This is a genomic window from Variovorax sp. VNK109, from assembly GCF_049445855.1.
Classification (GTDB): domain Bacteria; phylum Pseudomonadota; class Gammaproteobacteria; order Burkholderiales; family Burkholderiaceae_C; genus JAGOCV01.
Map to the genome: position 1 here is coordinate 67,161 of NZ_JBMSDV010000006.1, position 23,970 is coordinate 91,130.

The window sequence follows — 23,970 nt, forward strand, 5'->3', positions numbered from 1 at the left end:
GGCATAATGGTATCTATCATCGGTAGATACCAAGGAGCCCGCCATGCAAACAGCCCGTATCTTTGCGTCCGGCCGCAGTCAGGCCGTCCGCTTGCCCAAGGAATTCCGCTTCGAGGGCAAGGAAGTCGCCGTCAAGCATTTCGGCGGTGGCGTGCTGTTGCTTCCGCTGGACGATCCCTGGAGCCTGATGGAAAAAGCGCTGGCCGATTTCGAACCGGGGTTCACGCTCGAACGGGAACAGCCCCCACACCAGGAACGTCTGGCCATCGGGGCCCAGAGTGTGGCGTCGAGGAGCAATCGCAAGAAATGAAGTATTTGCTCGACACGAACACCTGCATCTACATCATCAACCAACGCCCTGCACACGTACTACAACGCTTCCGGGAGCACCACATCGAAGACATCGGACTTTCCGCCATGTCTGCCGCTGAACTGGCATTCGGCGTCGCGAAATCGGGCTCCGCCAAAAACGAAGCCACCTTGCAACGATTTCTCGCGCCGCTCAACGTATTGCCGTTCGATGTCGATTGCATCTGGCACTACGGGCATCTGCGGGCAAAGCTTGAAAAGGCGGGTACGCCCATCGGGTCGATCGACACGATGATTGCCGCCCACGCCTTGGCGCTCGACGCCACCCTGATTACGAACAACGTGAATGAATTCGCCCGCGTGCCAGGTTTGAGGTGCGACAACTGGGCACTGCCTACGACATGATCATCCTGAAAAACGTGGTGCTGCGCCGCAGCGCCAAGGTATTGCTCGACAGCGCGTCCGTCGTGCTCAATCCCGGCGAGAAGGTCGGCCTGGTAGGCCGCAACGGCGCCGGCAAATCCAGCCTGTTTGCCCTGCTCACCGGTGTGCTGCACGAGGACGGCGGCGACTTCTCCATTCCGGCGCATTGGCGCATGGCGCAGGTTGCGCAGAACATGCCGGAGACCGACGACACTGCCACGGACTTTGTTCTCGGCGGCGACACGCGCCTGACCGAACTGCGCGCCGTGCTGGCGGAAGCGGAAGCCAGCGGCGACGGCATGGCACTCGCACATGCCTACACCGACCTCGCCGACGCGGGCGACCACGACGCCGTGCCGCGTGCGCAGGCGCTCATCCTGGGTCTGGGTTTCAAGGTGTCCGAACTCGACAAACCGGTGAACAGCTTCTCCGGTGGCTGGCGCATGCGCCTGCAACTGGCGCGGGCGCTCATGTGCCCGAGCGACCTGCTGCTGCTCGACGAACCCACCAACCACCTGGACCTGGACGCCCTTGTCTGGCTCGAAGCCTGGCTGCGCAAGTACCAGGGCACCATGCTCGTCATCAGCCATGACCGCGAGTTCCTCGACGCCGTGACTGACGTCACGCTGCACATCGAGAACGCGCGGCTCACGCGCTACGGCGGCAACTACAGCAAGTTCGAGGAAATGCGCGCGCTGCAGATGGAGCAGCAGCAGCAGGCGTTCTCGCGGCAGCAGGAGAAAATCGCCCACCTGCAGAAGTTCATCGACCGCTTCAAGGCCAAGGCCAGCAAGGCCAAGCAGGCGCAAAGCCGTGTCAAGGCGCTGGAGCGGATGGAGAAGATCGCACCGCTGCTTGCGGAGGCCGAGTTCACCTTCGAGTTCAAGGAGCCGGCCAATCTGCCCAACCCGATGCTCGCGATCAGCGATGCGTCTTTCGGATACGCGGCGGAGCAGACCGAGGACGGCCACGAACGCATCATCCTGCGCAACGTGAACCGTTCGGTGCTGGCGGGGCAGCGCATCGGCATCCTGGGCGCCAACGGCCAGGGCAAGTCCACGCTGGTGAAGACCATCGCGCGCACGATGAAGCCGCTCGCGGGGACCGTGACGGAAGGCAAGGGCCTGTCCATCGGCTATTTCGCCCAGCAGGAACTCGACGTGCTGCGTCCGCAGGACACGCCGCTCGAGCACATGATCCGCCTGGCGCGGGAACTGGGCGCTGCTGCATCGCGCGAGTCGAGCCGCGAGCAGGACCTGCGCAACTTCCTGGGCACGTTCAACTTCAGCGGCGACATGGTCAAGCAGGCCGTGGGTACCATGAGCGGCGGCGAGAAAGCGCGGCTGGTGCTCTGCATGATCGTCTGGCAGCGCCCCAACCTGCTGCTGCTGGACGAGCCGACCAACCATCTCGACCTCGCCACGCGCGAGGCATTGTCGGTCGCGCTCAACGAGTTCGAAGGCACGGTGATGCTGGTCAGCCACGACCGCGCTTTGCTGCGTGCAGTGTCCGACGAGTTCTGGATGGTGGCGCGTGGCGGCGTGAGCCCGTTCGACGGCGACCTGGACGACTACCAGAAGTACTTGCTGGACGAAGCGAAGCGCCAGCGGGAAGAGGCGAAAAGCCAGTCGCAGAAGGAAGTCGCTGCGCCCATCGCGCCATCGCCGGCCGCATCGCCGGCGCCGGCCAGCCGCGACCAGCGCAAGCAGGACGCCCAGGCGCGACAGCAACTGACCGAGAAGACCAAGCCGCTGCGCAAGGAGCTCGAGCAGATCGACAAGCGCATGGCGGCACTCTCCGCCGAGAAAACATCGCTCGAAGAGCGCCTTGCCACACCGCTTGCGCCCGACCAGATCGCCGACGCCGGCCGAAAGCTGAAATCCGCGACCGACGAAATTGCTGCGCTGGAAGAACGCTGGCTCGAAGTGTCGGGAGAAATCGAGGCACTGGGCAGCTAGCTGCCCGTCCTGCGCTCAGGCGGTACTTGCCGACAGCGCGAAAGCCACCGTCAGCAGCAGAGCCGCCACCGCAATGACGGCCACCCATTGCATGCGCTTGCGATTGGCGTCGATGCGCGCCACCAGCAGGGCGTTCTGCTCGGCGAGTTCCTTGATGAGTTCCGACGACGCCTGCATCTGCCCGTGCAGTTCGGCCACCGCCGCCTCGAGTGTCTGGACCTGCGCCCGCAGGGCAGCCGGATCGACCGGCCCCGTGTCTGCGAGGGCAGCCTCGCGCGCGACCGTCGCGGCAGGGCCGCTCTTTTTCGACGCCGCATTCCACAACTTCTTCGCGCCGTCTGCCACCTTGGGCGCGTTCGCAATCACGTCCGACCATGGGACCATCTTCAACACGGTCAGCCAACTGATGGCCATCGAATTTCCTTTCTCGCTCTGTCGCCGGATCGTAGTCGCGGGGACGCAGTTTGGCCCGCCATCCTCATACAGTTACAAAAAAGATGCCGATTGATCCCTGATTCTTCGATCTGAACGTCATTTGACATCGACACGCGCCACCCCGCTGCGGAAAATCGGGGTTCTGACTGCCAATGCTGGCTGCCCGGGTCGCGTGCCTCGGGTGTTGAATGAAAGTCCGGCCAAACTCGCGGCCTCATGTTTCTACGGTCACTCTACCCTTGCGCGCTGGAGCTACCGTGAACCGTCCCTCTTTCCTTTCCTGGCTTGTCCGACCTCAGATCCTGTCGATGTGCGTGGTGGCGTTCTCGCTGCTGGCGGTCGCATGCCTGGTGTTGCGCAGCGTGCTTGGCCTGAACACGGCAATCGCGCTCACGCTGGCCTGGGCGTTCATCATCGTCGCAGCACTCGCCGCCATCGGTTTGATGCTGGTGAATCGCGACGTGGGTCAGGACGATACGGGCGATTCGAAAATCATGTCGTAGACGGCGACCGGCGACAAACACCAGCCGCGCCAACGCGCAGCAACGCCTGTCGCCTCCTGTCCCATAGTCGAGTCACCGGGCTGCTGAGGTCCTGGCCGCGCAACTGCTCGCGACTCTCTGCCATGGCTCAAACACGCTCCAGGACTGTCGCAATCCCTTGACCGCCGCCAATGCACTGGGTCGAGAGCGCAAACCGACCTTCGTGGCGGCGAAGGAGCTGCGCCGCTTTTCCCGTGATTCTCGCGCCCGTTGCGCCGAGCGGGTGTCCGATCGCAATCCCACCTCCGTCGATGTTGATCTTCGAGGGGTCGAGCTTCAGCTCGCGAATGCATGCGAGCGCCTGCGACGAGAACGCTTCATTGATCTCGATGACATCCAGCTGATCAATCTTCAGCCCCGCCCGTGACATGGCCTTTCGGGTGGCAGGAATCGGGCCGAGCCCCATCAGCGCGGGGTCTACGCCGGCTGTCGCATACGACCGGATGCGCGCTGTTGGGGACAGCCCATGGGTGCGCGCATATTCAGGAGACGTCACCAACACCGCAGATGCGCCGTCGGTGAGCGGCGACGACGTTCCAGCCGTCACGACCCCATCGGCACGGAATGCCGGCTTCAGTTGGGACAGTGCTTCCAGGGTTGTATTGGGGCGAATGCAGCCATCCTCAGTCACGTCCGTGCCGTCCTCCAGCGTGAAAGGCGCGATCTCGTCGCGAAGCCGTCCTTCGGCCCGGGCGCTGGCCGCCTTTTGATGGGACTCGAGCGCAAACTGTTCCTGGTCTGCTCGACTGACGTCAAAGCGGGCTGCGACATTCTCGGCAGTCTCGCCCATCGAGATATAGGCGTCGGTGTGATCCAGCAGGTATGGGTTCGGCGAGAAGTTGAATCCGCCTTGCGGCACCATCGTCATCGACTCGATGCCGACGCAAAGGTAAGCGTCGCCCATGCCGGCTTCGATCTGCGCTGCCGCCATGTGCACGGCCGACATGGATGAGCCGCAGAAGCGATTGATCGTCATGCCCCCGACCTCATGCGGAAGCCCCGCCAGAAGCCCGGCGATGCGCGCAATGTTGTTGCCCTGAGAGGACTCGGGATAGGCACACCCTGCAATGACGTCCTCGAGCGTCGAGGGATCAACACCGGTTCGCGCGAGCACTGCCTTCATCGCATGTGCCGCCAGCACTTCGGGGCGCACGCTGCTGAGCATGCCCTTTCGGGAAAAGTGAAAGGGAGTACGGGCGTAGCCAGAGATCAGAGCCTTCATGTCGAACCTCCATTCATATGATGAGCGTCATCTTACAAGAAAATGATGCTTGTCATATTTCCTGTGCCTGCAGAGAGGGAATATGATTCACATCATATTGTCTGTACACTCAGCTGATGAAAGAACTGTTCACCGGCAAGAAGGCGCAAACGCATGAGCGGATCCTTGATGTGGCGTCGCGTAAAGTGCGCAGTGAAGGTTTTCGCGGTTTAGGCGTTGCCGATGTCATGAAGGCAGCGGGCTTGACGCATGGGGGGTTTTACGCCCACTTCAACTCGCGAGACGAGCTCGTTGCCGAGGCTTTGGTGCGTGCAAGTAATGACGTCAGCCTGGCGATCCAATCGAAAGTGAAGCGACAAGCGGGTGCGGGCGCGACCCCGTTGGCAGCTTTCATCCAGGCCTATCTCTCTGAGGCCCAGCTCGCCAATTGCGCGGAGGGGTGCCCCGTCGCCGCCCTTTGCGGAGAAATGCCAGGACAATGCGAAGTCGTGTCCAAGGCGTCGCATCAGGCGATTGCAAACCTGCACAAGCTGGTCATCGATGTGCTGCCCGAGGGGGCAGGGCTTGAGTCAGCATGGGCGATCACGAGCACCCTGGTAGGTGCCATGCAGTTGGCTCGTGCACTGGGCAACAACAAGCAGGGCCGCTCCGTCCTCACCGCCGCGAGAGATCAGCTCCTGCTTCACTACTCACCGAGTTAGCGGCGAGAATAAAGCCTGCTACCGATTCGATAGCAGGCTTTATGGGCCCCTTGCGGGAAATCTGGTGGGACGTGCGGGGGTCGAACCCACGACAAACGGATTAAAAGTCCGCTGCTCTACCAACTGAGCTAACGTCCCGGCTGCAGATCCGGGTGTTTGCCCCGACCTGCAAAGCCTACGATTATACCTTGGCAGAAACGGCGATCCGGTCGAGCACCCAGCCTGCGGCGCACTGGCCGAAGGTGGCGGTGACGCTCACCACGGAGCCGTAGCCATGGCAGTTGAGGCTGCCGTCGCCTTCCACCGCGCAGGACGGGTCCGGCGGTGCAACGGCCTCGCGGCTGAAGACGCATGCCACGCCGATCTTCTTCGCCGCTCCCTTGCCCTCCCCCTTGCCGCCTGCGGCCGCGCCATGCCCGCGGCGGAGTCGGTAGCGCAACTGCGCGAGAAGCGGGTCGTGCGTGGTGAACGCGAGGTCGTCGATGTCCACCTTGTGCGCCTGGCGCTTGCCGCCCGCCGCGCCGACACTGATGAAGCGCCGCTTGTGCCTGAGCGCCCATGCGGCCATGGCCACCTTGGCCTTGACCTGGTCGCAGGCATCGATGACTGCGTCCACATCATCGGCCCCCTGCTTTCCGGGCAATCCCGGCCCGAGCAGTGCGGGCCAGTTCTCCGCGTCGACGAACTCCTCGATGCAGGTCACCACGCATCCGGGGTTGATCTGGGCGATGCGTTGCTGCATGGCGACCACCTTGGCCTGCCCCAGTGTGGCGTCGAGCGCATGGATCTGCCGGTTGATATTGGACTCGGCCACGTGATCGAGGTCGATGAGTGTGAGCCGACCGACACCACTGCGCGCCAGCGCTTCCGCCGCCCACGACCCGACACCGCCGATGCCCACGACCACCACATGCCCAGCCCGGATGGCCCGTGCGCCACCCACGCCGTAGAGTCGCTCCAGCCCGCCGAAGCGGCGCGCGAGGTCTGGTGCACCGGGCCCGCCAATGAGGCCGGCTTCGGTACTGAAATCAGGGGAAGAAACGAGTTCGGGAAAATCGGCGGAGGCCATCCGCCGATTCTAGGCCGCGGCCTTATTTCAGGCGCGCCAGACGTTCTTTGCCGGCCTGCGCGGCCTCGGACTGGGGATAGGCCTTGGCGAGGTCTTCCAGCGTCTTGCGTGCGGCGCGGGTGTCCTTCAGCTCGATCTGGCAGTTGGCGATGGACAGAACTGCTTCGGGTGCACGCACGTGATCGGGCGACAGCGCGAGCAGCTGGCGGAAGTTGTCGATGGCGGACTTGTAGTCACGCGTGGCGTACTGCGCATTGCCCAGCCAGAACAGGGCCGACGGGTTGTAGCCGCTTTGCGGGTATCGCTTCACGAAATTGCCGAAGGCACCTTGCGCGGCTGCGAAATCGCCCCGGCGGAAGATGGCGAGCGCTGCATCGTAGTCGCGCATTTCGGCCGGATCGGCCAGGAATTCCTTGCCGTCGAGCGACACCTTCGTCGGTTCGAACTTGCGCAGGCGATCGTCCACGCTCTGGACAACGTCTTTCTGGCGGCGCTGGATTTCAGCAAGTTCCCGCGTGACCTGCTCGTTGTTGCCGGTCATGCGTGCCATGTCGGACCGCATGGCGTCGATCTGGCTTTGCAGGTCGAGCAGGCTGCGACGCAACTGGGCGTTATCCTCCGTCGCGCGACGCAGCTCGTCCGTGAGGCGCTGCGTGTTGCTCTCGCTCGCCGCAATCTTCTGGCGCAGGTCGAGGATGGCGCGGCGGGCCTCGTCATCCTCGAACAGGGCGGCGTGGGAGGCCCCGGCTGCCAGCAGCAGGCTGGCTGCTGCAATGGCACGGCGGAAGGAGATCAGCGACAGCGCGTTCATCAGCGGTAGGTGATTTCAGCGCGGCGGTTCTGCGCCTGTTCGCCGCCACCGGCGACGGCCGGTTTTTCCTTGCCGAAGCTCACCGCCTCGATCTGCGAATCGGGCACGCCCAGCAGGCCCAGCGAACGGCGCACGGCTTCCGAACGACGCTGGCCGAGGGCCAGGTTGTACTCACGACCGCCGACTTCGTCGGTATGACCTTCGATCACGGCCTTGCGTGTGCTGTTGGCGCGCAGGTAGCGGGCATTGTTCTCGATGATCGACTGCGCTTCGGGCTTGACGACATAGCTGTTGAAGTCGAAGTAAACGATGCGGCCAGTGGCGGGGCCTGCGGCCAGATCGGGCGTCGTCGGTGTGGCGGGCGTCACCGTGCGGTCGTTGATGCCGCCGGCGGCGCCCGTGTTGCCACCAGTGCCCGTCGACGGCGTCACGGCCGTTGCGCTACGGTCTTCGACCGGGACGTTGTCGAGCTTCACGCCGGAAGAACAGCCGGCAATCAATGCAGTGGCGGCCAGTGCGAGGAAGATTTTTTTCATGTGTCAGAAACTCCGGATCAGATGACTTGAAGAATTGGTTCAGGATTGCCTGCGTTGGTTCCGCTGGCTCATGGCCCGACGAACGGGCCCCAGTCGGGCTCACGGATGTCGCCCCCTTGCCCGGCCAGGCGTGCCTTGATCTTGCCGTCCAGCGTCGTGGTCATGAGCGCTTCGCGCCCTTGCTGTTGCGATGCATAGATGATGAGCTTGCCATTGGGTGCAAAGCTGGGGTTCTCGTCAGCGGAAGAGTCGGTGATGGAGACGGCGTTTCCGGTGGCAAGCTCGAGCACCTGCAGCTTGAAAGCACCGTTGATCCGGGAAATGTATGCGAGCCACCTTCCGTCGGGGCTAAGCGCAGGGGATATGTTGTAACCGCCCGTAAAGGTGACGCGCTCTGCATTGCCGCCTTGGGCCGGCATGCGATAAATCTGCGGTGCGCCGCCCCGGTCGCTCACGAAGTAGATATTGCGACCATCGGCCGAATACACGGGCTCTGTGTCGATGCCGGCTGACTGCGTGAGCCGACGGGCTTCGCCGCCGTTCGCGTCGATGGTGTAGAGCTGCGAGCCGCCATCGCGGCTCAGGGTCACGGCGAGCGTACGCCCATCGGGCGACCAGGCGGGCGCGCTGTTGGAGCCGCGGAAGTTGGCAATCAGGCGACGACGGCCGGTCGACACTTCGTGCACATAGACAACCGGCTTGCGCGATTCGAACGACACATAGGCGATCTGGCCACCCGTGGGTGACCACGCGGGCGAGATGATCGGTTCGGGACTGGTCAGCGCGGACTGCGCATTCTCGCCATCGGCGTCGGCCACCCAGAGGTTGTAGCGATTGGCGGCCTTGGTCACGTAGACGAGGCGCGTGGAGAACACGCCCTTCTCGCCCGTAAGCTTTTCATAGATGAAGTCGGCGATGCGGTGGGCCGCCAGGCGCAGGTCGCCCTGCGTCACGGCATAGCTCTGGCCACCGAGGTCGGTGCCGCGCACCACATCCCAGAGGCGGAAGCGCACGTCGAACCGGCCATCCGTCAGGCGCATGATGCTGCCGGTCACCAGCGAATCGGCCGTGCGCTGACGCCAGAGCGTCAGGTCCGGACGCGCGGTTTCGTCGAGCTGCGGACCCGAGGCGTCCACCGCACGGAACTGGCCACTGCGCTCCAGATCGGCCTGCACGATGGCGCCGATGCGCTGCGGCGCCTGCGCGTCGCCCTTGAACGGGGCGACGGCAATCGGAAGTTGGGTCAGGCCCACGCCGGAAACCTCGACGCGGAATTGGGCAAGAGCGGGAATTGTCGGGGAAGCGATGAGGGCCGCAAGAAGGCTGCGGCGGACAGGGGAAGACGACTGACGTTCGTTGTTCTGGGTCATCATGCTCATATCAGGCAGTTGCAGCCCGCTATGGTACACACTGCCCACGACACGGCGTCACAAAGTGTGACTCGGCGCAAGGGGTAAACGTAGAATCGCGCGGAACATGCAAGCGCCCCCGCCTCCACCGGCCGAAGACACGACCGGCACTCCTGTCGACAACCCCCTCGACACGCCTTTCGATCAGCGTCCGCTGCTGCAGCGCCTGCGCCGGTTGATGGTGTATTTCGGCGGACAGCGCCTGTACTGGCTGCTCGCGGTGCTGGCCGCACTCGTCGCAGCTGTCACCGAACCGCTCATCCCCGCCCTGCTCAAACCGCTGCTCGACCGCGGGTTCAACAAAGGCGAGATCGCGTTGTGGATGGTGCCGGTCGCCTTGATGCTGCTGTTTGCGGTGCGCGGGTTCGCGCAGTTCGTTTCGCAATATGCGCTGGCGCGCGTGGCGAACGAAGGCATGCTCGCCATGCGCAAGGTGATGTTCGCGCGGCTCATGGGCGCAGAGCTCGGCCTTTTTTCCAGACAGTCGGCCAGCGCGCTGTCGAACACCGTGGTGTACGAAGTGCAGACCGGTGCCACGCTGCTGGTGCAGGCGCTGCTCGGCCTCTCGCGCGATGGCTTCACCATGGTGGCGCTGCTGGGCTACCTGCTCTATCTCAACTGGCAACTCACCCTCATCGTCGCGGTGCTGTTCCCCGGCATGGCGTGGATCATGAAGGTGCTCTCGCGACGCCTGTACAGCCTGACCAAGGAAAGCCAGAACGCCACCGATGAACTCGCCTATGTGGTGGAAGAAAACGTGCTGGCCCATCGCATGGTGCGGCTGCACGGCGCGCAGTCCGGGCAGGAAGAACGCTTCGGATCGCTCAGCAGCCGGCTGCGCCGGCTGGCAATCAAGTCGACCATCGCCTCGGCGCTGATGACGCCACTCACGCAACTGCTGGCTGCTGCGGCGCTGTCCGGCGTCATTGCCGTGGCGCTGTGGCAGGCGAACGAGACCGGCGCGACGGTGGGCGGCTTCGTCGCGTTCATCACCGCGATGCTGATGCTGGTTGCCCCGATCCGCCGGCTGGCCGAGGTGGCAAACCCGATCACTCGCGGCGTAGCGGCGTTGGAACGTGGGCTCATGCTCGTCGAGCAGGTGCAGACCGAAGCGGACGGCCACCTGTCACCCGGCCGCAGCGAAGGCTCCGTCGAATTCCGCAATGTGCGCGTGAGCTACCGCGACGATGCCAACGCCGCAGTCGACAACCTGAACCTCGCCGTCGCGCCAGGCGAAGTGGTTGCGCTGGTCGGACCATCCGGCTCGGGCAAGACGACACTCGTCAACCTGCTGCCGCGCTTCGTCCTGCCCGCCGCAGGACAGGTATTGCTGGATGGCGAAGACATCGCGCGCTGGAAGCTTTCGGCCCTGCGTGCGCAGTTCGCACTGGTGAGCCAGGATGTCGTGATGCTCAATGACACCGTCGCCGCCAACGTGGCGCTGGGCGCACCGGTGGACCGCGAGCGCATCCGCCAGAGCCTGGAAGCGGCCAACCTCGCCTCGCACGTGGCCAGCCTGCCGCAAGGCATCGACACCGTGGTCGGCCACAACGCGACGCAACTGTCGGGCGGACAGCGCCAGCGCCTGGCGATCGCCCGCGCGCTCTACAAGGACGCGCCCATCCTGCTGCTGGACGAAGCCACATCCGCGCTGGATACCGAGTCGGAGCGCCTCGTGCAGGAAGCCCTGCAGCGCCTGATGAAAGGCCGCACCACGCTCATCGTCGCGCACCGCCTGTCCACCATCGAACACGCCGACCGCGTCATCGTGATGGAACAGGGCCGCATCGTCGAGCAGGGCACGCATGCGCAACTGCTGGCACAGGACGGCGTCTACGCGCGCCTGCAGGCCCGACCGGCGGGTTAGATCAGGACGATGTCGTACTGGGCTTGACCCATCGACGTCTCGCTTTGCAGCGAGATCGGCTTGCCGATGAAGTCCGACAGGCCGGCCAGATGCTGGCTTTCCTCGTCGAGCAGGATCTCGATGACCTTCGGTGAGGCCACGACGCGGAACTCACGCGGATTGAACTGGCGGGCCTCGCGCAGGATCTCGCGCAGGATGTCGTACGCGACTGTGCGCGAGGTCTTCAGGATGCCCTGTCCCTGGCACGCCTCGCACGGTTCGCACAGCATGTGGGCGAGCGATTCGCGCGTGCGCTTGCGCGTCATCTCCACCAGGCCGAGTTGCGAGAAGCCGCCCGCCATGGTCTTCACGCGGTCGCGCCCGAGCTGCTTGCGGAACTCGCCCAGCACGGCGTCGCGATGATCCTCGCGCACCATGTCGATGAAGTCCACGATGATGATGCCGCCCAGGTTGCGCAGCCGCAGTTGCCGCGCAATGGCCTGCGCGGCCTCCAGGTTGGTCTTGAAGATGGTGTCGTCGAAATTGCGGGCGCCGACGAAGCCGCCGGTGTTCACGTCCACCGTGGTCAGCGCCTCGGTCTGGTCGACGATGAGGTAGCCGCCGGATTTGAGGTCCACACGCTTGCCGAGTGCGCGCGCAATCTCGTCGTCGATGGAAAACAGGTCGAAGATGGGCCGCTCGCCCTTGTAGAGCGCGAGCTTGGTGGCCGCAGCCGGCATGAATTCGCGGCCGAAGGCCAGCAGCATGTCGAATTGCTCGCGCGAATCGAGGCGGATGGTGCCGGTGTCTTCGTTCACCAGATCCCGCAGCACGCGCTGCAGCAGGTTCAGGTCCTGGTGCAACAGCGAGGTGGCAGGCAGGCGTGTCGCGGCATCCTTGATGCGCGCCCAGGTCTTGCGCAGGTAGGCCACGTCTTCGGCCAGCTCGGCGTCGGTGGCCTCTTCGCCGTTCGTCCGCAGGATGAACCCGCCGCCCTGCGGCCCGGCGAGCGCCTGCAGCCGCTTGCGCAGCGACTCGCGCTGCTCGGTGGGAATCTTCTGCGACACGCCGATGTGGTCGTCCTGCGGCAGGAACACCAGCAGGCGGCCGGCGATGCTGATCTGCGACGACAGGCGCGCGCCCTTGGTACCGATCGGGTCCTTGATGACCTGCACCATGATGGACTGGCCTTCGAACACCTGCTTCTCGATGGGCACTGGCGGCTGCGCATTGCGCTGCGTGCCATTCTCTCCGTGGTGGTTGCCGTGCAGATCGGCCACATGCAGGAAGGCCGCACGCTCCAGGCCGATGTCGATGAACGCCGACTGCATGCCCGGCAGCACGCGCGACACCTTGCCGAGGTAGACGTTGCCGACGAGGCCGCGCTCGAGCGTCCGCTCGACATGCAGTTCCTGCACCGCACCGTTCTCGACGACCGCGACGCGGGTTTCCTGGGGCGACCAGTTGATGAGGATGTCTTGCTGCATGTTGTTCTTTCAGACGCTGCGCAGACCTGCCTCGCGCAGCAGCCGTGCTGTCTCGAACATCGGCAGGCCCATGATGCCAGAGTAGCTGCCGCTGATGTGCGGGATGAACGCCGCCGCCCTGCCCTGCACGGCATAGGCGCCTGCCTTGCCCATCGGTTCGCCCGTTGCCACATAAGCCCGCAGTTGTGCGGCGGTCAGATCCGCGAAGGTCACGCGCGAATCGCTGAGCGCTGCCAGACGCTTGCGGCCCGCCTGGACCGCCACGGCCGTCAGCACGCGGTGCGTGGTGCCGGACAGTTCGGCCAGCATGCGGCGGGCATCGGCTGCGTCGGCGGGCTTGCCGTAGATCGTTCGACCCAGTGCCACCGTGGTGTCCGAGCAAAGCACGGGCGCCGGCGGCAAGCCCCGGCGCTTCAGGCGTGCAACCGCAGCATCGAGCTTGAGGCCCGTGACGCGCTGCACATAGCGCGAAGGCGCTTCACCCACCAGCGGCTCTTCCAGCGCCTCGGCGTCTTCCGACGCGTCGGGCAGCAGCAACTCGTGCCGCACGCCGAGCTGCTCCAGCAACTGGCGGCGGCGCGGGCTTTGGGATGCGAGGTAAATGAAATCGGGCACGGGGATTGTCTATTCGCGGTGATACGGATGGTTGGCGTTGATCGACCAGGCACGGTAGAGCTGCTCGATCAGCAGCACGCGCACCATGGCGTGCGGCAGCGTCAGGTCAGACAGTCGGATGCGTTCATGCGCCGCTTGCCGGAACGCCGGGTCGAGCCCGTCGGGGCCGCCGATGACCAGTGCAACGTCGTCGCTTTCCAGTTGCCAGCTTTTCAGCTTGGCGGCCAACGCGACGGTGGTGAGCGACGTGCCGCGTTCGTCCAGCGCCACCACGCGGCATCCACGCGGGATGACGGCTTCGATGCGCGCGCGTTCGGCGGCGTAGAGGGTTTCGAGCGACTTGGAGCCGCGTGGCTCCGTCTTCACGGCCTTCAGCTCGACCTTGAGCTCGGGCGGGAATCGCTTGGCATAGTCGTCATAGGCCTGCTGCGCCCAGTCGGGCACTCGCTGGCCAACGGCGACCAGCAGCAGCTTCATGCCTTTTTGGCAGGGGCCTTCTTGGCGGGCGCCTTTGCAGCGGGCCTGGCCACAGGCTTGGCCGCCGCTTTGGCAGCGGTCTTGGCAGCGGTCTTTTTCGCCGCAGGATTTCCAACCACCGCCTTGGGAGGTGCTGACTTTGCCGGCGCCGACTTCGCAGATGTCTTCTTTGCGGCAGTCTTGCCGCCCGCGACCTTCTTCGCAGGTGCCTTCTCGGGCAGCTTCGCCGCCGGCTTGGGAGCGCCGAGCTTCAGGCGCAGCGGCTTCTCGCCCCAGATTTCCTCGAGGTGGTAATACGTGCGGATGGCCGGCTGCATGATGTGCGCCACGGCGGCACCGCAGTCCACGATGATCCACTCGCCATTTTCTTCACCCTCGATGCGCGGCTTGGCGAAGCCGGCTTCACGCACGGCGTCGCGCACGCTGGCGGCAAGTGCCTTGGTCTGGCGGTTGGAAGTACCGGAGGCGACGATCACGCGCTCGAAGAGCGGCGAGAGATGTTCGGTGTTGAATACCTGGATGTCCTGGGCCTTGACGTCCTCCAGGCCATCGATGATGGCGCGCTGGAGTTTCTGGGTGTCTTTCTTGGCGGCGGATTCAGTGGTCATCAGGTCGGCTGGTAGAGGTGATGTTGGGCAATATAGCGCGCAACCGGGCCGGATACCAACGGGGAAGTCGGCAGGCCGGCGGCGGCGCGCTGTCGGATATCGGTGGAGTTGGTCTCCGTGGGCGTCATGACGATGTGTTCGACACGTGCGCCGGATTCGCTCTGCCAGGGTATGGGCGTTGCTGAAGACGTTGCCGATTGTGCCCGATTTGCTATTGAAATGGTAGCTAGGCCAAGGATTTCCCGCCATTCGTGCCAGCGTGTGAAGTCGCGCGCCTGGTCGGTGCCCATGATGAGCACCAGCTCGGCCCCCGGGTATTCGGCGCGCAGCTCCCGAAGGGTTTCCACCGTGTAGGTCGGGCCGTCGCGGTCGATTTCGCGTGTATCGACCACGACGCGGGGCAGTTCGCCGAAAGCCAGCCGCGCCATGGCGAGGCGATGCTCCGCCGACGACAGGTTGCGGGCCTTGTGCCAGGCTTGGCCGGTAGGGAAAACGCGCAGGCTGTGCAGGCCGAGCTGGTCGAGCGCGGCCTCGATCAGCGCGAGATGCGCAGCGTGTGGCGGATCGAACGCACCGCCGAAGATGCCGATGCGCATCAGAGCCATTCGCGGCGCACCAGGTATTTCTGGTAGAGCTCGTCTTCGGTCGTGCCCCTGACGGTCTTGCGGTCGTAGGCCCAGCTCGCCAGCGGCGGCATGGACATGAGGATGGACTCCGTGCGCCCGCCCGACTGCAGGCCGAAATGCGTGCCGCGGTCCCACACGAGATTGAACTCGACATAGCGGCCACGGCGGTAAAGCTGGAAGTCGCGCTCGCGCTCGCCGAAGGGCATGTTGCGGCGCTTCGCGACGATGGGCAGGTAAGCGTCCAGGAATGAATCACCGACTGCGCTGGTCATCGCAAAACTCTGCGCGAAACCCAGCTCGGAGAAGTCGTCGAAGAAGATGCCGCCGATGCCACGCTGCTCGTTGCGGTGCTTGAGGAAGAAATATTCGTCGCACCACTTCTTGAAGCGCGGGTACTTGTCGTCTCCGAACGGCGCGAGCGCATCGCGGCAGGTGCGGTGGAAATGCACCGCGTCTTCCTCGAAACCGTAGCACGGCGTCAGGTCCATGCCGCCGCCGAACCAGCCCACCGCGTCCTTGCCGCGCGGCTTGGCCGCGAGCATGCGCACGTTCATGTGCACGATGGGCACGAACGGGTTGCGCGGATGAAACACCAGCGACACGCCCATGGCCTCGAAGGGTGCGCCTTCCAGCTCGGGCCGCAGCGACGTGGCCGACGGAGGAAGCCTGGTGCCACGCACGTGCGAGAAGCCGCAACCCGCCCTTTCGAACAGGTACCCGTTCTCCATGATCTTCGTGACGCCTTCGCCCTGAAGCGGTTCGCCGCGCTTCTTCTTCCAGGGGTCGGCGCGGAACTCCGCGCCGTCCACCTCGGAAATGGCGGTGGTGATGCGCTCCTGCAGGTCGGTCAGGTAGTCGCGGACCGTCTCGACATTGGCGATGTCCATGGTCATGACAGTCCGCGTCCGGGTTCAGCCACGGATGGCGCGGAAGCCGATGTCGCGGCGCATCTGGGCGCCATCGAAGCGGATGCCGGATGCGAGTTCGTAGGCGCGCTGCTGGGCCAGCTTCACGCTGTCGCCCAGCGCCGTGACGCAGAGCACGCGGCCGCCGCTGGTGACGAGCTGGTCACCCTGCTGTGCGGTTGCTGCGTGGAACACCACGCCGTCCGGCTGCTCGGCCGGCAAGCCGGTGATGGCGTCGCCCTTGCGCGGCTCGAGCGGGTAACCGGCCGAAGCCATCACCACGCCCAGTGCCACGCGACGGTCCCACTCCAGTTCCACGGTGTCGAGCTTGCCGTCGGTGCCGGCCGACAGCACATCGAACAGGTCTGACTTCAGGCGCATCATGATCGGCTGCGTTTCGGGGTCACCCATGCGGCAGTTGAACTCGAGCGTCTTGACCTGGCCTTCGGCGTCGATCATCAGGCCCGCATACAGGAAGCCGGTGTAGGTGATGCCGTCCTTCTCCATGCCGCGGATGGTGGGCAGGATGATCTCGCGCATGGCACGGGCATGCACCTGCGCCGTGACGACGGGCGCGGGCGAATACGCGCCCATGCCGCCGGTGTTGGGGCCTTCGTCGGCGTCCAGCAGCCGCTTGTGGTCCTGACTGGTGGCCAGCGGGATCACGTTCTTGCCGTCCGACAGCACGATGAAGCTGGCTTCCTCGCCCTGCAGGAATTCCTCGATGACGACGCGCGCGCCGCCCTCGTTGTGCGCAACCCCGAACTTGTTGTCCAGCAGCATGAAGTCGATGGCTTCGTGCGCTTCGGCCAGCGTCATGGCCACGACCACACCCTTGCCCGCCGCCAGGCCGTCGGCCTTGATGACGATGGGCGCACCCTTGCGATCCACATACGCGTGGGCCTGCACCACGTCGGTGAAGGTTTCGTATTCGGCCGTGGGAATGCCGTGGCGCTTCATGAAGGCCTTGCTGAAAGCCTTGGAGCTTTCGAGTTGGGCGGCTTCGCGCGTGGCACCGAAGATGCGCAGGCCGTGCGCGCGGAACTCATTCACCATGCCGGCCGCGAGGAAGGCCTCGGGGCCGACGACCGACAGTGCGATCTTTTCTTCCTGGGCCCAGGCGCGCAGTGCGGCGGGGTCGGTGATGGGAACGTTCTCGAAGCGGCTGTCGTTGGCCGTGCCGCCGTTACCCGGCGCAATGTACACGCGGGACACCTTGGGCGATTGGGCCAGACGCCAGGCCAGCGCGTGTTCGCGGCCGCCGCCACCGATGACAAGTGCTTTCATGGAGGGTCAGTTCAGAGTTGTGCGTTGTGATAGACCTCCTGGACATCGTCCAGGTCTTCCAGCACGTCAAGGATCTTCTGCATCTTCGCCACGTCATCGCCCGAAAGCTCGATGGTGTTCTCGGGCCTGAGAGTGACTTCGGCGATACCGGGCTGCAGGCCTGCGGCTTCCAGCGCGTTCTTCACGGCTTCGAAGTCGCCCGGTGCGGTCAGCACCTCGATGGCACCTTCGTCATCGGCGATCACGTCTTCCGCGCCGGCTTCCAGCGCAACTTCCATCACCTTGTCTTCGCTGGTGCCGGGCGCGAAGATGAGCTGGCCGCAGTGCTTGAACTGGAAGGCCACCGAGCCCTCGGTGCCCATGTTGCCGCCGTACTTGCTGAAGGCGTGGCGCACTTCCGCCACGGTGCGGACACGGTTGTCCGTCATGGTGTCCACCACGATGGCCGCACCGCCGATGCCGTAGCCTTCGTAGCGGATTTCCTCGTAGCTCACGCCTTCGAGGTTGCCGGTGGCCTTGTCGATGTTGCGCTTGATGGTGTCGGCCGGCACGTTGGCGGCCTTGGCCTTGTCCACAGCGAGGCGAAGCCGGGGGTTGGCCGACAGGTCACCGCCCCCGGTGCGGGCCGCGACCATGATTTCGCGGATGGCGCGCGTCCAGATCTTGCCGCGCTTCTCGTCCTGGCGGCCCTTGCGGTGCTGAATGTTCGCCCATTTACTGTGTCCAGCCATGGGAAGTCCTTTGTATTGATTTAATCTACAGCCCTCGATTTTACTTTTCGAACGAACGAGGGAGCTTTGACATGGCCGAACCGCTGCTGATGGCGAAAAACGCGGAAACCGAATGCTTTCTGCTGCCAGGCCTGGCCAACCGGCACGGGTTGATCACCGGGGCAACGGGAACGGGCAAGACTGTCACCCTGCAGACCCTGGCCGAGGGCTTCTCGAAGATCGGCGTTCCGGTCTTCATGGCCGACGTGAAGGGCGACCTGACAGGCGCCAGTCAGCAAGGCAATATCGGCGAGAAGCTGGCCGGTGTGCTCAAGGAACGCGGCATCGCCCTTCCCGAGCCTTACGCCTGCCCCACCACGCTGTGGGATGTGTTCGGCGAACAGGGCCACCCGGTGCGCGCCACCATCTCCGACATGGGCCCGCTGCTGCTGGGCCGCATGCTCAACCTCAATGACACCCAGGCCGGGGTACTCAATCTGGTGTTCAAGATCGCGGACGACGCCGGCCTGCTGCTGCTCGATCTGAAAGACCTGCGCACCATCCTGCAGCACGTGGGCGACAACGCCAGCGCCTTCACGACGCAGTACGGCAACATCAGCGCTGCCAGTGTGGGGGCCATCCAGCGCGGCCTGCTGCAGATCGAAACCCAGGGCGGTGACAAGTTCTTCGGCGAGCCGATGCTCAACATCGGCGACTTCATGCAGACCGTGGATGGCAAGGGCGTGCTGAACATCCTGGCGGCGGACAAGCTGATGAATTCGCCGCGCCTGTACGCGACCTTCCTGCTGTGGATGCTGTCGGAGCTGTTCGAGCAGTTGCCAGAAATCGGTGACCCGGAGCAGCCCAAGCTGGTGTTCTTCTTCGACGAGGCGCACCTGCTGTTCAACGAAGCGCCCAAGGTGCTGGTGGAACGCATCGAACTGGTCGTGCGGCTGGTGCGCTCCAAAGGCGTAGGCGTGTATTTCGTGACGCAGAACCCGCTGGACATTCCCGACAGTGTGCTCGCGCAACTGGGCAACCGCGTGCAGCACGCGCTGCGCGCCTTCACGCCGCGTGACCAGAAGGCCGTCAAGGCGACGGCCACCACCATGCGGCAGAAACCGGGCCTGGACATCGAAACCGCCATCACGGAGTTGGCTGTGGGCGAAGCGCTGATCAGCTTCCTCGATGCGAAGGGCCGACCCGGTGTGACCGAGCGCGTGTTCGTGGTGCCGCCCGGCAGCCAGATCGGCCCGATCACGCCGCAGCAGCGGCAGGCGCTGATCTCGCAGTCGCTGGTGGCTGGCGTGTACGAGAAGACCGTGGATCGCGAATCTGCCTACGAAAAGTTGCGTGGCCGTGCGGAAGATGCAGCGACGGAAGCGGATGCACCTGTCCTGCCGACCAAGGCGGGCAAGGGCAAGGCTGCAGCACCCGCGGAAGACGGCAACATGCTCAATGAAATCCTGTTCGGCTCCACCGGCCCGCGCGGTGGAAAGCGGGACGGGCTGGTGCAGACCATGGCCAAATCGGCCGTGCGCACCATGGGCACGACCGTCGGCCGCGAGATCCTGCGCGGCGTGCTGGGCGGCATCTTCGGCAAGAAGCGCTGAGGAACAGGAAGGTCACACGCCTTGGATTCGCTCACCCAGATCGTTCTCGGCGCGTCGGTCGCTGCGGCCGTCGTGCCTGCAGGCCATCGACGCAAAGCCATGGCCACAGGCGCCGTCCTCGGCACGTTGCCCGACCTCGACGGCATTCCCCTCGCGCTGATGGGCGCTGACGCGGTGACCAGCGTCACCTGGCATCGCGGGCCTTCGCATTCGCTGCCGGTGCTGCTGGCGGTCGGCTGGCTGATCTGGCTGTTGCTGCGCAAATACTGGTCACCGGTGCGCGAGGCACCGCGTCCGTGGCTCCGGGCTGTCTGGCTCGCGCTGCTGACGCATCCGCTGCTGGATGCCTTCACCGTCTACGGTACGCAACTGCTGTGGCCCTGGCCTTCGCGGCCTGTCATGTGGTCGAGCATCTTCATCATCGACCTCGGCTATACCTTGCCGCTCATCATCGGTTGCATCGGTGCCCTGTTCCTGGGAGCGCGGGCCGGCGGCGCGCGCTTCATCACCTTCGGCCTGGCGCTGAGTTCGGTCTATCTCGGCTGGTCGCTGGTTGCCAAGCTCATCGTCGACCGGGCGGCAGAGTCCGCGCTCGCGGCGCAGGGGCTGTCAGACGCCGAGCGCTTTTCCGTGCCGATGCCGCTCAACACCCTGCTCTGGCGTGTGGTGGTGATGACGCCAGACGGCCAGTTCCTGGAAGGCTACCGTTCGCTGTGGGCCGACAGCGGGCCGATGAAGTTCACGCCGCGCCCGAGCGAGGCGCTCGCATTCAATGCCGTGCGGCCGCAACCCGGGGTGCAACGCCTGCTGTGGTTCACCAGCGGCTTCATGAAGGCGTCCGTGGTCGACAACACCATCGTGCTGTCGGACCTGCGCATGGGCGCGGAGCCGAGCTATACCTTCAACTACCGCGTTGCGCGCCGGGACGCGCAGGGCCAGTGGCACGCCATCACGCCGGAACTGGTCGCGCAGCCGCGCAATGCCGGACGGCAGCTCTCGCAGACGTGGGACCGGCTCGTCAACGGCCCGACCACCGCCATGCCCTGAACGTCCACCTGTCATGACCACCACGCCCTCCCCGCTCCTGCCTACCTACGACGACGTGGCGAATGCCGCGCAACGTATCGAAGGCCACGCGCATCGCACGCCGGTCCTTCGTTCCCGCACGGCCGACGCCTTGCTCGGCGCGCAGCTATTCTTCAAATGCGAGAACTACCAGCGCATGGGGGCATTCAAGTTCCGGGGTGCGTTCAATGCGTTGTCGCGCTTCTCGCCAGAGCAGCGCAAACGCGGTGTGCTGGCGTTCTCGTCAGGCAACCATGCGCAGGCCATCGCACTGTCGGCGCGCGTGCTCGAAATGCCTGCCGTCATCGTCATGCCGCAGGACGCACCTGCGGCCAAGCTGGCGGCCACACGCGGCTACGGCGCCGAGGTGGTCACCTACGACCGCTTCGCCGAAGACCGCGAAGCCCTCTCGCGCCGTATTGCCGACGAGCGCGGCATGACGCTCATTCCACCCTACGACCATGCCGACGTGCTGAGCGGACAGGGCACGTCTGCCAAGGAACTGATCGAGGAGACGGGGCCGCTGGACGCGCTGTTCGTGTGCCTGGGCGGTGGCGGATTGCTCTCGGGCTGCGCACTCGCCACGCGTGCGTTGTCGCCGGAGTGCCGCATTTACGGTGTGGAGCCCGAGGCCGGCAACGACGGCCAGCAATCGCTGCGCGCCGGGCACATCGTGACCATTCCGACGCCGCGCACGATTGCCGACGGTGCGCAGACGCAGCACCTGGGCCACCTCACCTTCGGCATCATCCGCCGCGACGTGACGGACATCCTCACGGCCACCGACGACCAGCTCATCGAGTCGATGAGGTTCTATGCCGAGCGTATGAAGATGATCGTCGAACCGACGGGCTGCCTGTCGCTGGCCGGTGCACGGCATGGCGGCATCGACATCAAGGGTGCGCGTGTGGGCGTGATCATCAGTGGTGGCAATGTGGATCTGGCGCAGTTTGCGAGGTTCGTCGCGTCCTGATGGATATTTGTCTATGGACACTTGATTGCGTCTATATACAATCGGTTCATGTCACAAGAGCTTGTCCAGGAGATCCAGTCTGACGGCTGGAAGCCGCGCGACCTGCCCGGCTTCATCAGCAAGGCCGGCCCGCTATGGGCCCGGCGTGAAGGCGACAACTGGGTCTACGGATTCCTGGTCGATGCGTCGCACATGAATTCAGCCGGCGTGCTGCACGGCGGCGCGGTCATGACGCTGATGGACCAGGCCATCAGCACGGTCGCCTGGGAAGCCAGCGGCCGCCAGCCCTGCGTGACGCTGCAACTGGACACGCACTTCCTGGCCGGCGTACGCGAAGGCCAGTTCGCCGAAGCGCGCGCCACGGTGTCGCACCGCACCCGCGGGCTGATCTTCATGAACGGCCAGATCACCGTCGACGAAAAGCCGGTCGCCACTGCGCTGGCCATCATGAAGGTGCTGGCCAGCCCCAAAGAAGCGTGAACCGAAAGAACCGATGCCTGCATTGAAATCATCGACCGCCAAGCCTGCAGCCAAAGCGCCGAAAGTCGTTCGCGTGCGCCCGGTTCCCGCCGTGAGCCGATCCATCGCCATCCTGCGCTTCCTCGGTGAAGCGAAACAGGGTCTGGGTGTGAAGGCCATTGCCGATCAGCTGGGTCTGGTGCCCAGCACCTGCCTGCACATCCTTCGGGTGCTGGTCAGCGAAGACCTCGTGAAGGTGGACCCGGACACCAAGCGCTATGTCCTGGGCAGCGGCATGATCAGTCTCGCCAGGAGCGTTCTGGAAGGCGGCGGCTTCGCGCGCCTCGTTCAACCCGCGCTGGACCGGCTTGCCAGCAACTGGGGCGTCACGGCGATGGGCGTCGAAGTCACGCCGCGACCCACCGTCATCGTGCTGGCGCTTTCCAAATCGAACCAGCCGTTCCGGTTGCACACGGATGTGGGCAGCCAGTTCTCGGGGTACGTGAGCGCCACGGGCAGGCTCATTGCGGCCTACAGCGGGGAGAACTGGACGCAGATGCGCAAGAAGTTCAACGCCACGCCCTGGGACAAGGCGCCGTCGTTCGACATATGGAAGCGTGATGTGGAGGAGGCGCGTGCGCAAGGCTGGGCCGTCGACCGCGACAACTTCATGGGTGGTCTCACCGTGGTGGCCGTGCCGGTCTTCGACGCGGCGGGCAAGCTCACACATACGCTCGTTGCGGCAGGCCTGTCGAGCCAGCTCGACGCCGCGACGGTGAAGGATGTGGTGAAGACGATGCGGGAAGAAGCCAGGGCCGTGGCCAACCTCATGTTCGCCACGGCCTGACCCCACTCCCCTGCTCTTGTTTACTCTGCCTTCAACCCCGCGGCAGAAATGATCGGCTGCCACTTGCGCCGTTCCGACCGGGTGAAGTCATGCAACTGCGCAGCCGTGCCACCTGCCGGATCGAAGCCGAAGTCCAGCAGCTTCTGGCGCGTCTCCGGACGCTGCAGCACCTTGTTCATCGCGGCATTGAGCGTGTTCAACACGTTGGCCGGCGTGCCCTTCGGCGCGTAGAGCGCATTCCACGCAATCACTTCGAAGCCAGCGTAGCCCTGCTCCGAGATCGTCTTCACGCCAGGCACGAGGCCGCTGGGCTGTGCAGAGGTGACGGCGAGCGCGCGCAGCTTGCCGGCAGCGATGTGCGGGCGCAGGCTGGTCGGCGTATCCACCATCACCGGCAACTGCCCACCGATCACGTCGGTGAGCGCATTGCCGGAACCCTTGTACGGAACGCCGAACAGCGGCGCCGCCGAGCGCTCCTTGAACAGCTCCACCACGAGACGTGCGGTCGTGCTGGGCATCGCAATGTCGGCCGAGCGCGCGTTGCGCTGGACCGCATGCACCAGGTCCGAGGCCGTGTTGATGGAGAAAGTCGTGTTGACGGCCACGATCATCGGGAATGTGCCGACCAGCGCAATCGGCTCGAAGTCCTTCTCCGGGTCGAACGCCAGCTTGGCGTAGAGGAACTGGTTGAGCACGTGCGTGGCGTTCGTGCCCATGGTAAGCGTGTAGCCGTCCGGCGCGGCCTGCGCCGCGAGCTCGGTGCCCAGGTTGCCGCCTGCGCCGGGTTTGTTGTCGATGACGATGGGTTGCCCCAGGTCACGCGACATCTGCTCGGCCAGGTAGCGCGTCGCAATGTCGGTGCCCTGCCCTGCCGGGTAGGCCACGATGATGCGGATCGGTTTGGAAGGATAGGCCTGCGCCGTCGCGGCTGGTGTACCCAGCACGGCCGAGGCGAGGATGGTCATCACTGCTGCAAGCTTTCGCATTTTTGTCTCCGTTGATTGATTTCTTGATGACTTGCGGTACGGTGCCCGCTC

General features: G+C 64.8%; 26 protein-coding genes and 1 tRNA gene. 11 read left to right on the top strand and 16 right to left on the bottom strand.

The genetic code is table 11. The features are described from left to right. Positions 1-43: 43 nt before the first annotated feature. The 3 genes from ACO2Q9_RS18180 to abc-f are packed head-to-tail and all read left to right on the top strand — an operon-like array spanning position 44 to position 2,690. Positions 44-310 (top strand): antitoxin, encoded by a 267-nt coding sequence (locus ACO2Q9_RS18180; RefSeq protein ID WP_423313362.1) that lies wholly within the window; start codon positions 44-46, stop codon positions 308-310. Next, complete coding sequence (gene vapC, locus ACO2Q9_RS18185; RefSeq protein ID WP_423313364.1) at positions 307-714, top strand: type II toxin-antitoxin system tRNA(fMet)-specific endonuclease VapC; 408 nt, start codon at positions 307-309, stop codon at positions 712-714. The genes ACO2Q9_RS18180 and vapC overlap by 4 nt, the downstream gene beginning before the upstream one ends. Then, positions 711-2,690, top strand: coding sequence for a ribosomal protection-like ABC-F family protein (abc-f, locus tag ACO2Q9_RS18190; protein WP_423313366.1), 1,980 nt, complete (start codon positions 711-713; stop codon positions 2,688-2,690). Before vapC ends, abc-f begins: the two co-directional genes overlap by 4 nt. 15 nt (positions 2,691-2,705) lie before the next feature. Here abc-f and ACO2Q9_RS18195 read toward each other — a convergent pair whose 3' ends face one another. After that, positions 2,706-3,104, bottom strand: a complete 399-nt coding sequence (locus ACO2Q9_RS18195) for a hypothetical protein (RefSeq protein ID WP_423313368.1) — start codon at positions 3,102-3,104, stop codon at positions 2,706-2,708. Positions 3,105-3,382: 278 nt separating this feature from the next. Between ACO2Q9_RS18195 and ACO2Q9_RS18200 the strand changes: the two genes are divergently transcribed. After that, on the top strand, positions 3,383-3,628 hold the full coding sequence (locus tag ACO2Q9_RS18200) for a hypothetical protein (protein WP_423313369.1): 246 nt from the start codon (positions 3,383-3,385) through the stop codon (positions 3,626-3,628). A gap of 127 nt (positions 3,629-3,755) precedes the next feature. Here ACO2Q9_RS18200 and ACO2Q9_RS18205 read toward each other — a convergent pair whose 3' ends face one another. Beyond that, positions 3,756-4,889, bottom strand: a complete 1,134-nt coding sequence (locus tag ACO2Q9_RS18205) for a thiolase family protein (RefSeq protein WP_423313371.1) — start codon at positions 4,887-4,889, stop codon at positions 3,756-3,758. Between the two features lie 116 nt (positions 4,890-5,005). Between ACO2Q9_RS18205 and ACO2Q9_RS18210 the strand changes: the two genes are divergently transcribed. Beyond that, complete coding sequence (locus ACO2Q9_RS18210) at positions 5,006-5,590, top strand: TetR/AcrR family transcriptional regulator (protein WP_423313373.1); 585 nt, start codon at positions 5,006-5,008, stop codon at positions 5,588-5,590. A gap of 62 nt (positions 5,591-5,652) precedes the next feature. Here ACO2Q9_RS18210 and ACO2Q9_RS18215 read toward each other — a convergent pair. The 5 genes from ACO2Q9_RS18215 to tolB all read right to left on the bottom strand — a co-directional run bounded on the left by ACO2Q9_RS18215 (position 5,653) and on the right by tolB (position 9,379). Next, positions 5,653-5,728: transfer RNA gene (locus ACO2Q9_RS18215), tRNA-Lys, on the bottom strand. A gap of 43 nt (positions 5,729-5,771) precedes the next feature. Next, positions 5,772-6,659: a tRNA threonylcarbamoyladenosine dehydratase gene (locus ACO2Q9_RS18220; RefSeq protein WP_423313375.1), complete on the bottom strand. Its 888-nt coding sequence runs from the start codon at positions 6,657-6,659 to the stop codon at positions 5,772-5,774. A gap of 22 nt (positions 6,660-6,681) precedes the next feature. After that, positions 6,682-7,470 carry a tol-pal system protein YbgF gene (ybgF, locus tag ACO2Q9_RS18225; protein WP_423313377.1) on the bottom strand — a complete coding sequence of 263 codons (789 nt, stop codon included), beginning with the start codon at positions 7,468-7,470 and terminating at the stop codon, positions 6,682-6,684. Beyond that, complete coding sequence (locus ACO2Q9_RS18230) at positions 7,470-8,006, bottom strand: OmpA family protein (protein WP_423313379.1); 537 nt, start codon at positions 8,004-8,006, stop codon at positions 7,470-7,472. The genes ybgF and ACO2Q9_RS18230 overlap by 1 nt, the downstream gene beginning before the upstream one ends. Before the next feature lie 68 nt (positions 8,007-8,074). Then, positions 8,075-9,379, bottom strand: a complete 1,305-nt coding sequence (gene tolB / locus ACO2Q9_RS18235; protein ID WP_423313381.1) for a Tol-Pal system beta propeller repeat protein TolB — start codon at positions 9,377-9,379, stop codon at positions 8,075-8,077. Between the two features lie 103 nt (positions 9,380-9,482). Between tolB and msbA the strand changes: the two genes are divergently transcribed. Further along, positions 9,483-11,282, top strand: coding sequence for a lipid A export permease/ATP-binding protein MsbA (msbA, locus tag ACO2Q9_RS18240; protein ID WP_423313383.1), 1,800 nt, complete (start codon positions 9,483-9,485; stop codon positions 11,280-11,282). On the opposite strand, the gene rng is transcribed toward msbA, so the two are convergent. Genes rng through ACO2Q9_RS18280 form a run of 8 tightly spaced genes read right to left on the bottom strand, consistent with a single transcriptional unit; the run spans position 11,279 to position 17,997 of the window. Continuing rightward, the gene (gene rng / locus ACO2Q9_RS18245; RefSeq protein WP_423313384.1) at positions 11,279-12,748 is read right to left on the bottom strand and encodes a ribonuclease G; all 1,470 of its coding nucleotides are present in this window, start codon (positions 12,746-12,748) and stop codon (positions 11,279-11,281) included. The two genes, msbA and rng, sit on opposite strands and share 4 nt — an antisense overlap. 9 nt (positions 12,749-12,757) lie before the next feature. Next, positions 12,758-13,363: a Maf family protein gene (locus ACO2Q9_RS18250; protein ID WP_423313385.1), complete on the bottom strand. Its 606-nt coding sequence runs from the start codon at positions 13,361-13,363 to the stop codon at positions 12,758-12,760. Between the two features lie 9 nt (positions 13,364-13,372). Beyond that, on the bottom strand, positions 13,373-13,840 hold the full coding sequence (rlmH, locus tag ACO2Q9_RS18255) for a 23S rRNA (pseudouridine(1915)-N(3))-methyltransferase RlmH (protein WP_423313387.1): 468 nt from the start codon (positions 13,838-13,840) through the stop codon (positions 13,373-13,375). Further along, complete coding sequence (rsfS, locus tag ACO2Q9_RS18260) at positions 13,837-14,448, bottom strand: ribosome silencing factor (RefSeq protein WP_423313389.1); 612 nt, start codon at positions 14,446-14,448, stop codon at positions 13,837-13,839. The genes rlmH and rsfS overlap by 4 nt, the downstream gene beginning before the upstream one ends. Next, positions 14,448-15,053 (bottom strand): nicotinate (nicotinamide) nucleotide adenylyltransferase, encoded by a 606-nt coding sequence (gene nadD, locus ACO2Q9_RS18265; protein ID WP_423313390.1) that lies wholly within the window; start codon positions 15,051-15,053, stop codon positions 14,448-14,450. The genes rsfS and nadD overlap by 1 nt, the downstream gene beginning before the upstream one ends. After that, positions 15,044-15,961, bottom strand: coding sequence for an oxygen-dependent coproporphyrinogen oxidase (gene hemF / locus ACO2Q9_RS18270; protein ID WP_423313778.1), 918 nt, complete (start codon positions 15,959-15,961; stop codon positions 15,044-15,046). Before hemF ends, nadD begins: the two co-directional genes overlap by 10 nt. Positions 15,962-15,985: 24 nt before the next feature. Further along, positions 15,986-17,266 (bottom strand): phosphoribosylamine--glycine ligase, encoded by a 1,281-nt coding sequence (gene purD / locus ACO2Q9_RS18275; protein WP_423313392.1) that lies wholly within the window; start codon positions 17,264-17,266, stop codon positions 15,986-15,988. An 11-nt stretch (positions 17,267-17,277) separates the two neighbouring features. Then, positions 17,278-17,997, bottom strand: a complete 720-nt coding sequence (locus ACO2Q9_RS18280) for a YebC/PmpR family DNA-binding transcriptional regulator (protein ID WP_423313394.1) — start codon at positions 17,995-17,997, stop codon at positions 17,278-17,280. Positions 17,998-18,068: 71 nt separating this feature from the next. On the opposite strand from ACO2Q9_RS18280, the gene ACO2Q9_RS18285 reads away from it, so the two are divergent. The 5 genes from ACO2Q9_RS18285 to ACO2Q9_RS18305 are packed head-to-tail and all read left to right on the top strand — an operon-like array spanning position 18,069 to position 22,933. Continuing rightward, the gene (locus tag ACO2Q9_RS18285; protein ID WP_423313396.1) at positions 18,069-19,589 is read left to right on the top strand and encodes a helicase HerA-like domain-containing protein; all 1,521 of its coding nucleotides are present in this window, start codon (positions 18,069-18,071) and stop codon (positions 19,587-19,589) included. A 21-nt stretch (positions 19,590-19,610) separates the two neighbouring features. After that, complete coding sequence (locus tag ACO2Q9_RS18290) at positions 19,611-20,636, top strand: metal-dependent hydrolase (protein WP_423313398.1); 1,026 nt, start codon at positions 19,611-19,613, stop codon at positions 20,634-20,636. Between the two features lie 13 nt (positions 20,637-20,649). Beyond that, positions 20,650-21,627: a threo-3-hydroxy-L-aspartate ammonia-lyase gene (locus tag ACO2Q9_RS18295; protein ID WP_423313399.1), complete on the top strand. Its 978-nt coding sequence runs from the start codon at positions 20,650-20,652 to the stop codon at positions 21,625-21,627. Between the two features lie 48 nt (positions 21,628-21,675). Continuing rightward, the gene (locus ACO2Q9_RS18300; RefSeq protein WP_423313401.1) at positions 21,676-22,107 is read left to right on the top strand and encodes a PaaI family thioesterase; all 432 of its coding nucleotides are present in this window, start codon (positions 21,676-21,678) and stop codon (positions 22,105-22,107) included. Positions 22,108-22,120: 13 nt separating this feature from the next. Further along, a complete protein-coding gene (locus tag ACO2Q9_RS18305; protein ID WP_423313403.1) occupies positions 22,121-22,933 on the top strand; it encodes an IclR family transcriptional regulator in 813 nt (270 codons plus the stop codon). Between the two features lie 20 nt (positions 22,934-22,953). Here the strand turns inward: ACO2Q9_RS18305 and ACO2Q9_RS18310 are convergent, their stop codons facing one another. Further along, positions 22,954-23,919, bottom strand: coding sequence for a Bug family tripartite tricarboxylate transporter substrate binding protein (locus ACO2Q9_RS18310; protein ID WP_423313405.1), 966 nt, complete (start codon positions 23,917-23,919; stop codon positions 22,954-22,956). Positions 23,920-23,970: the final 51 nt, after the last annotated feature.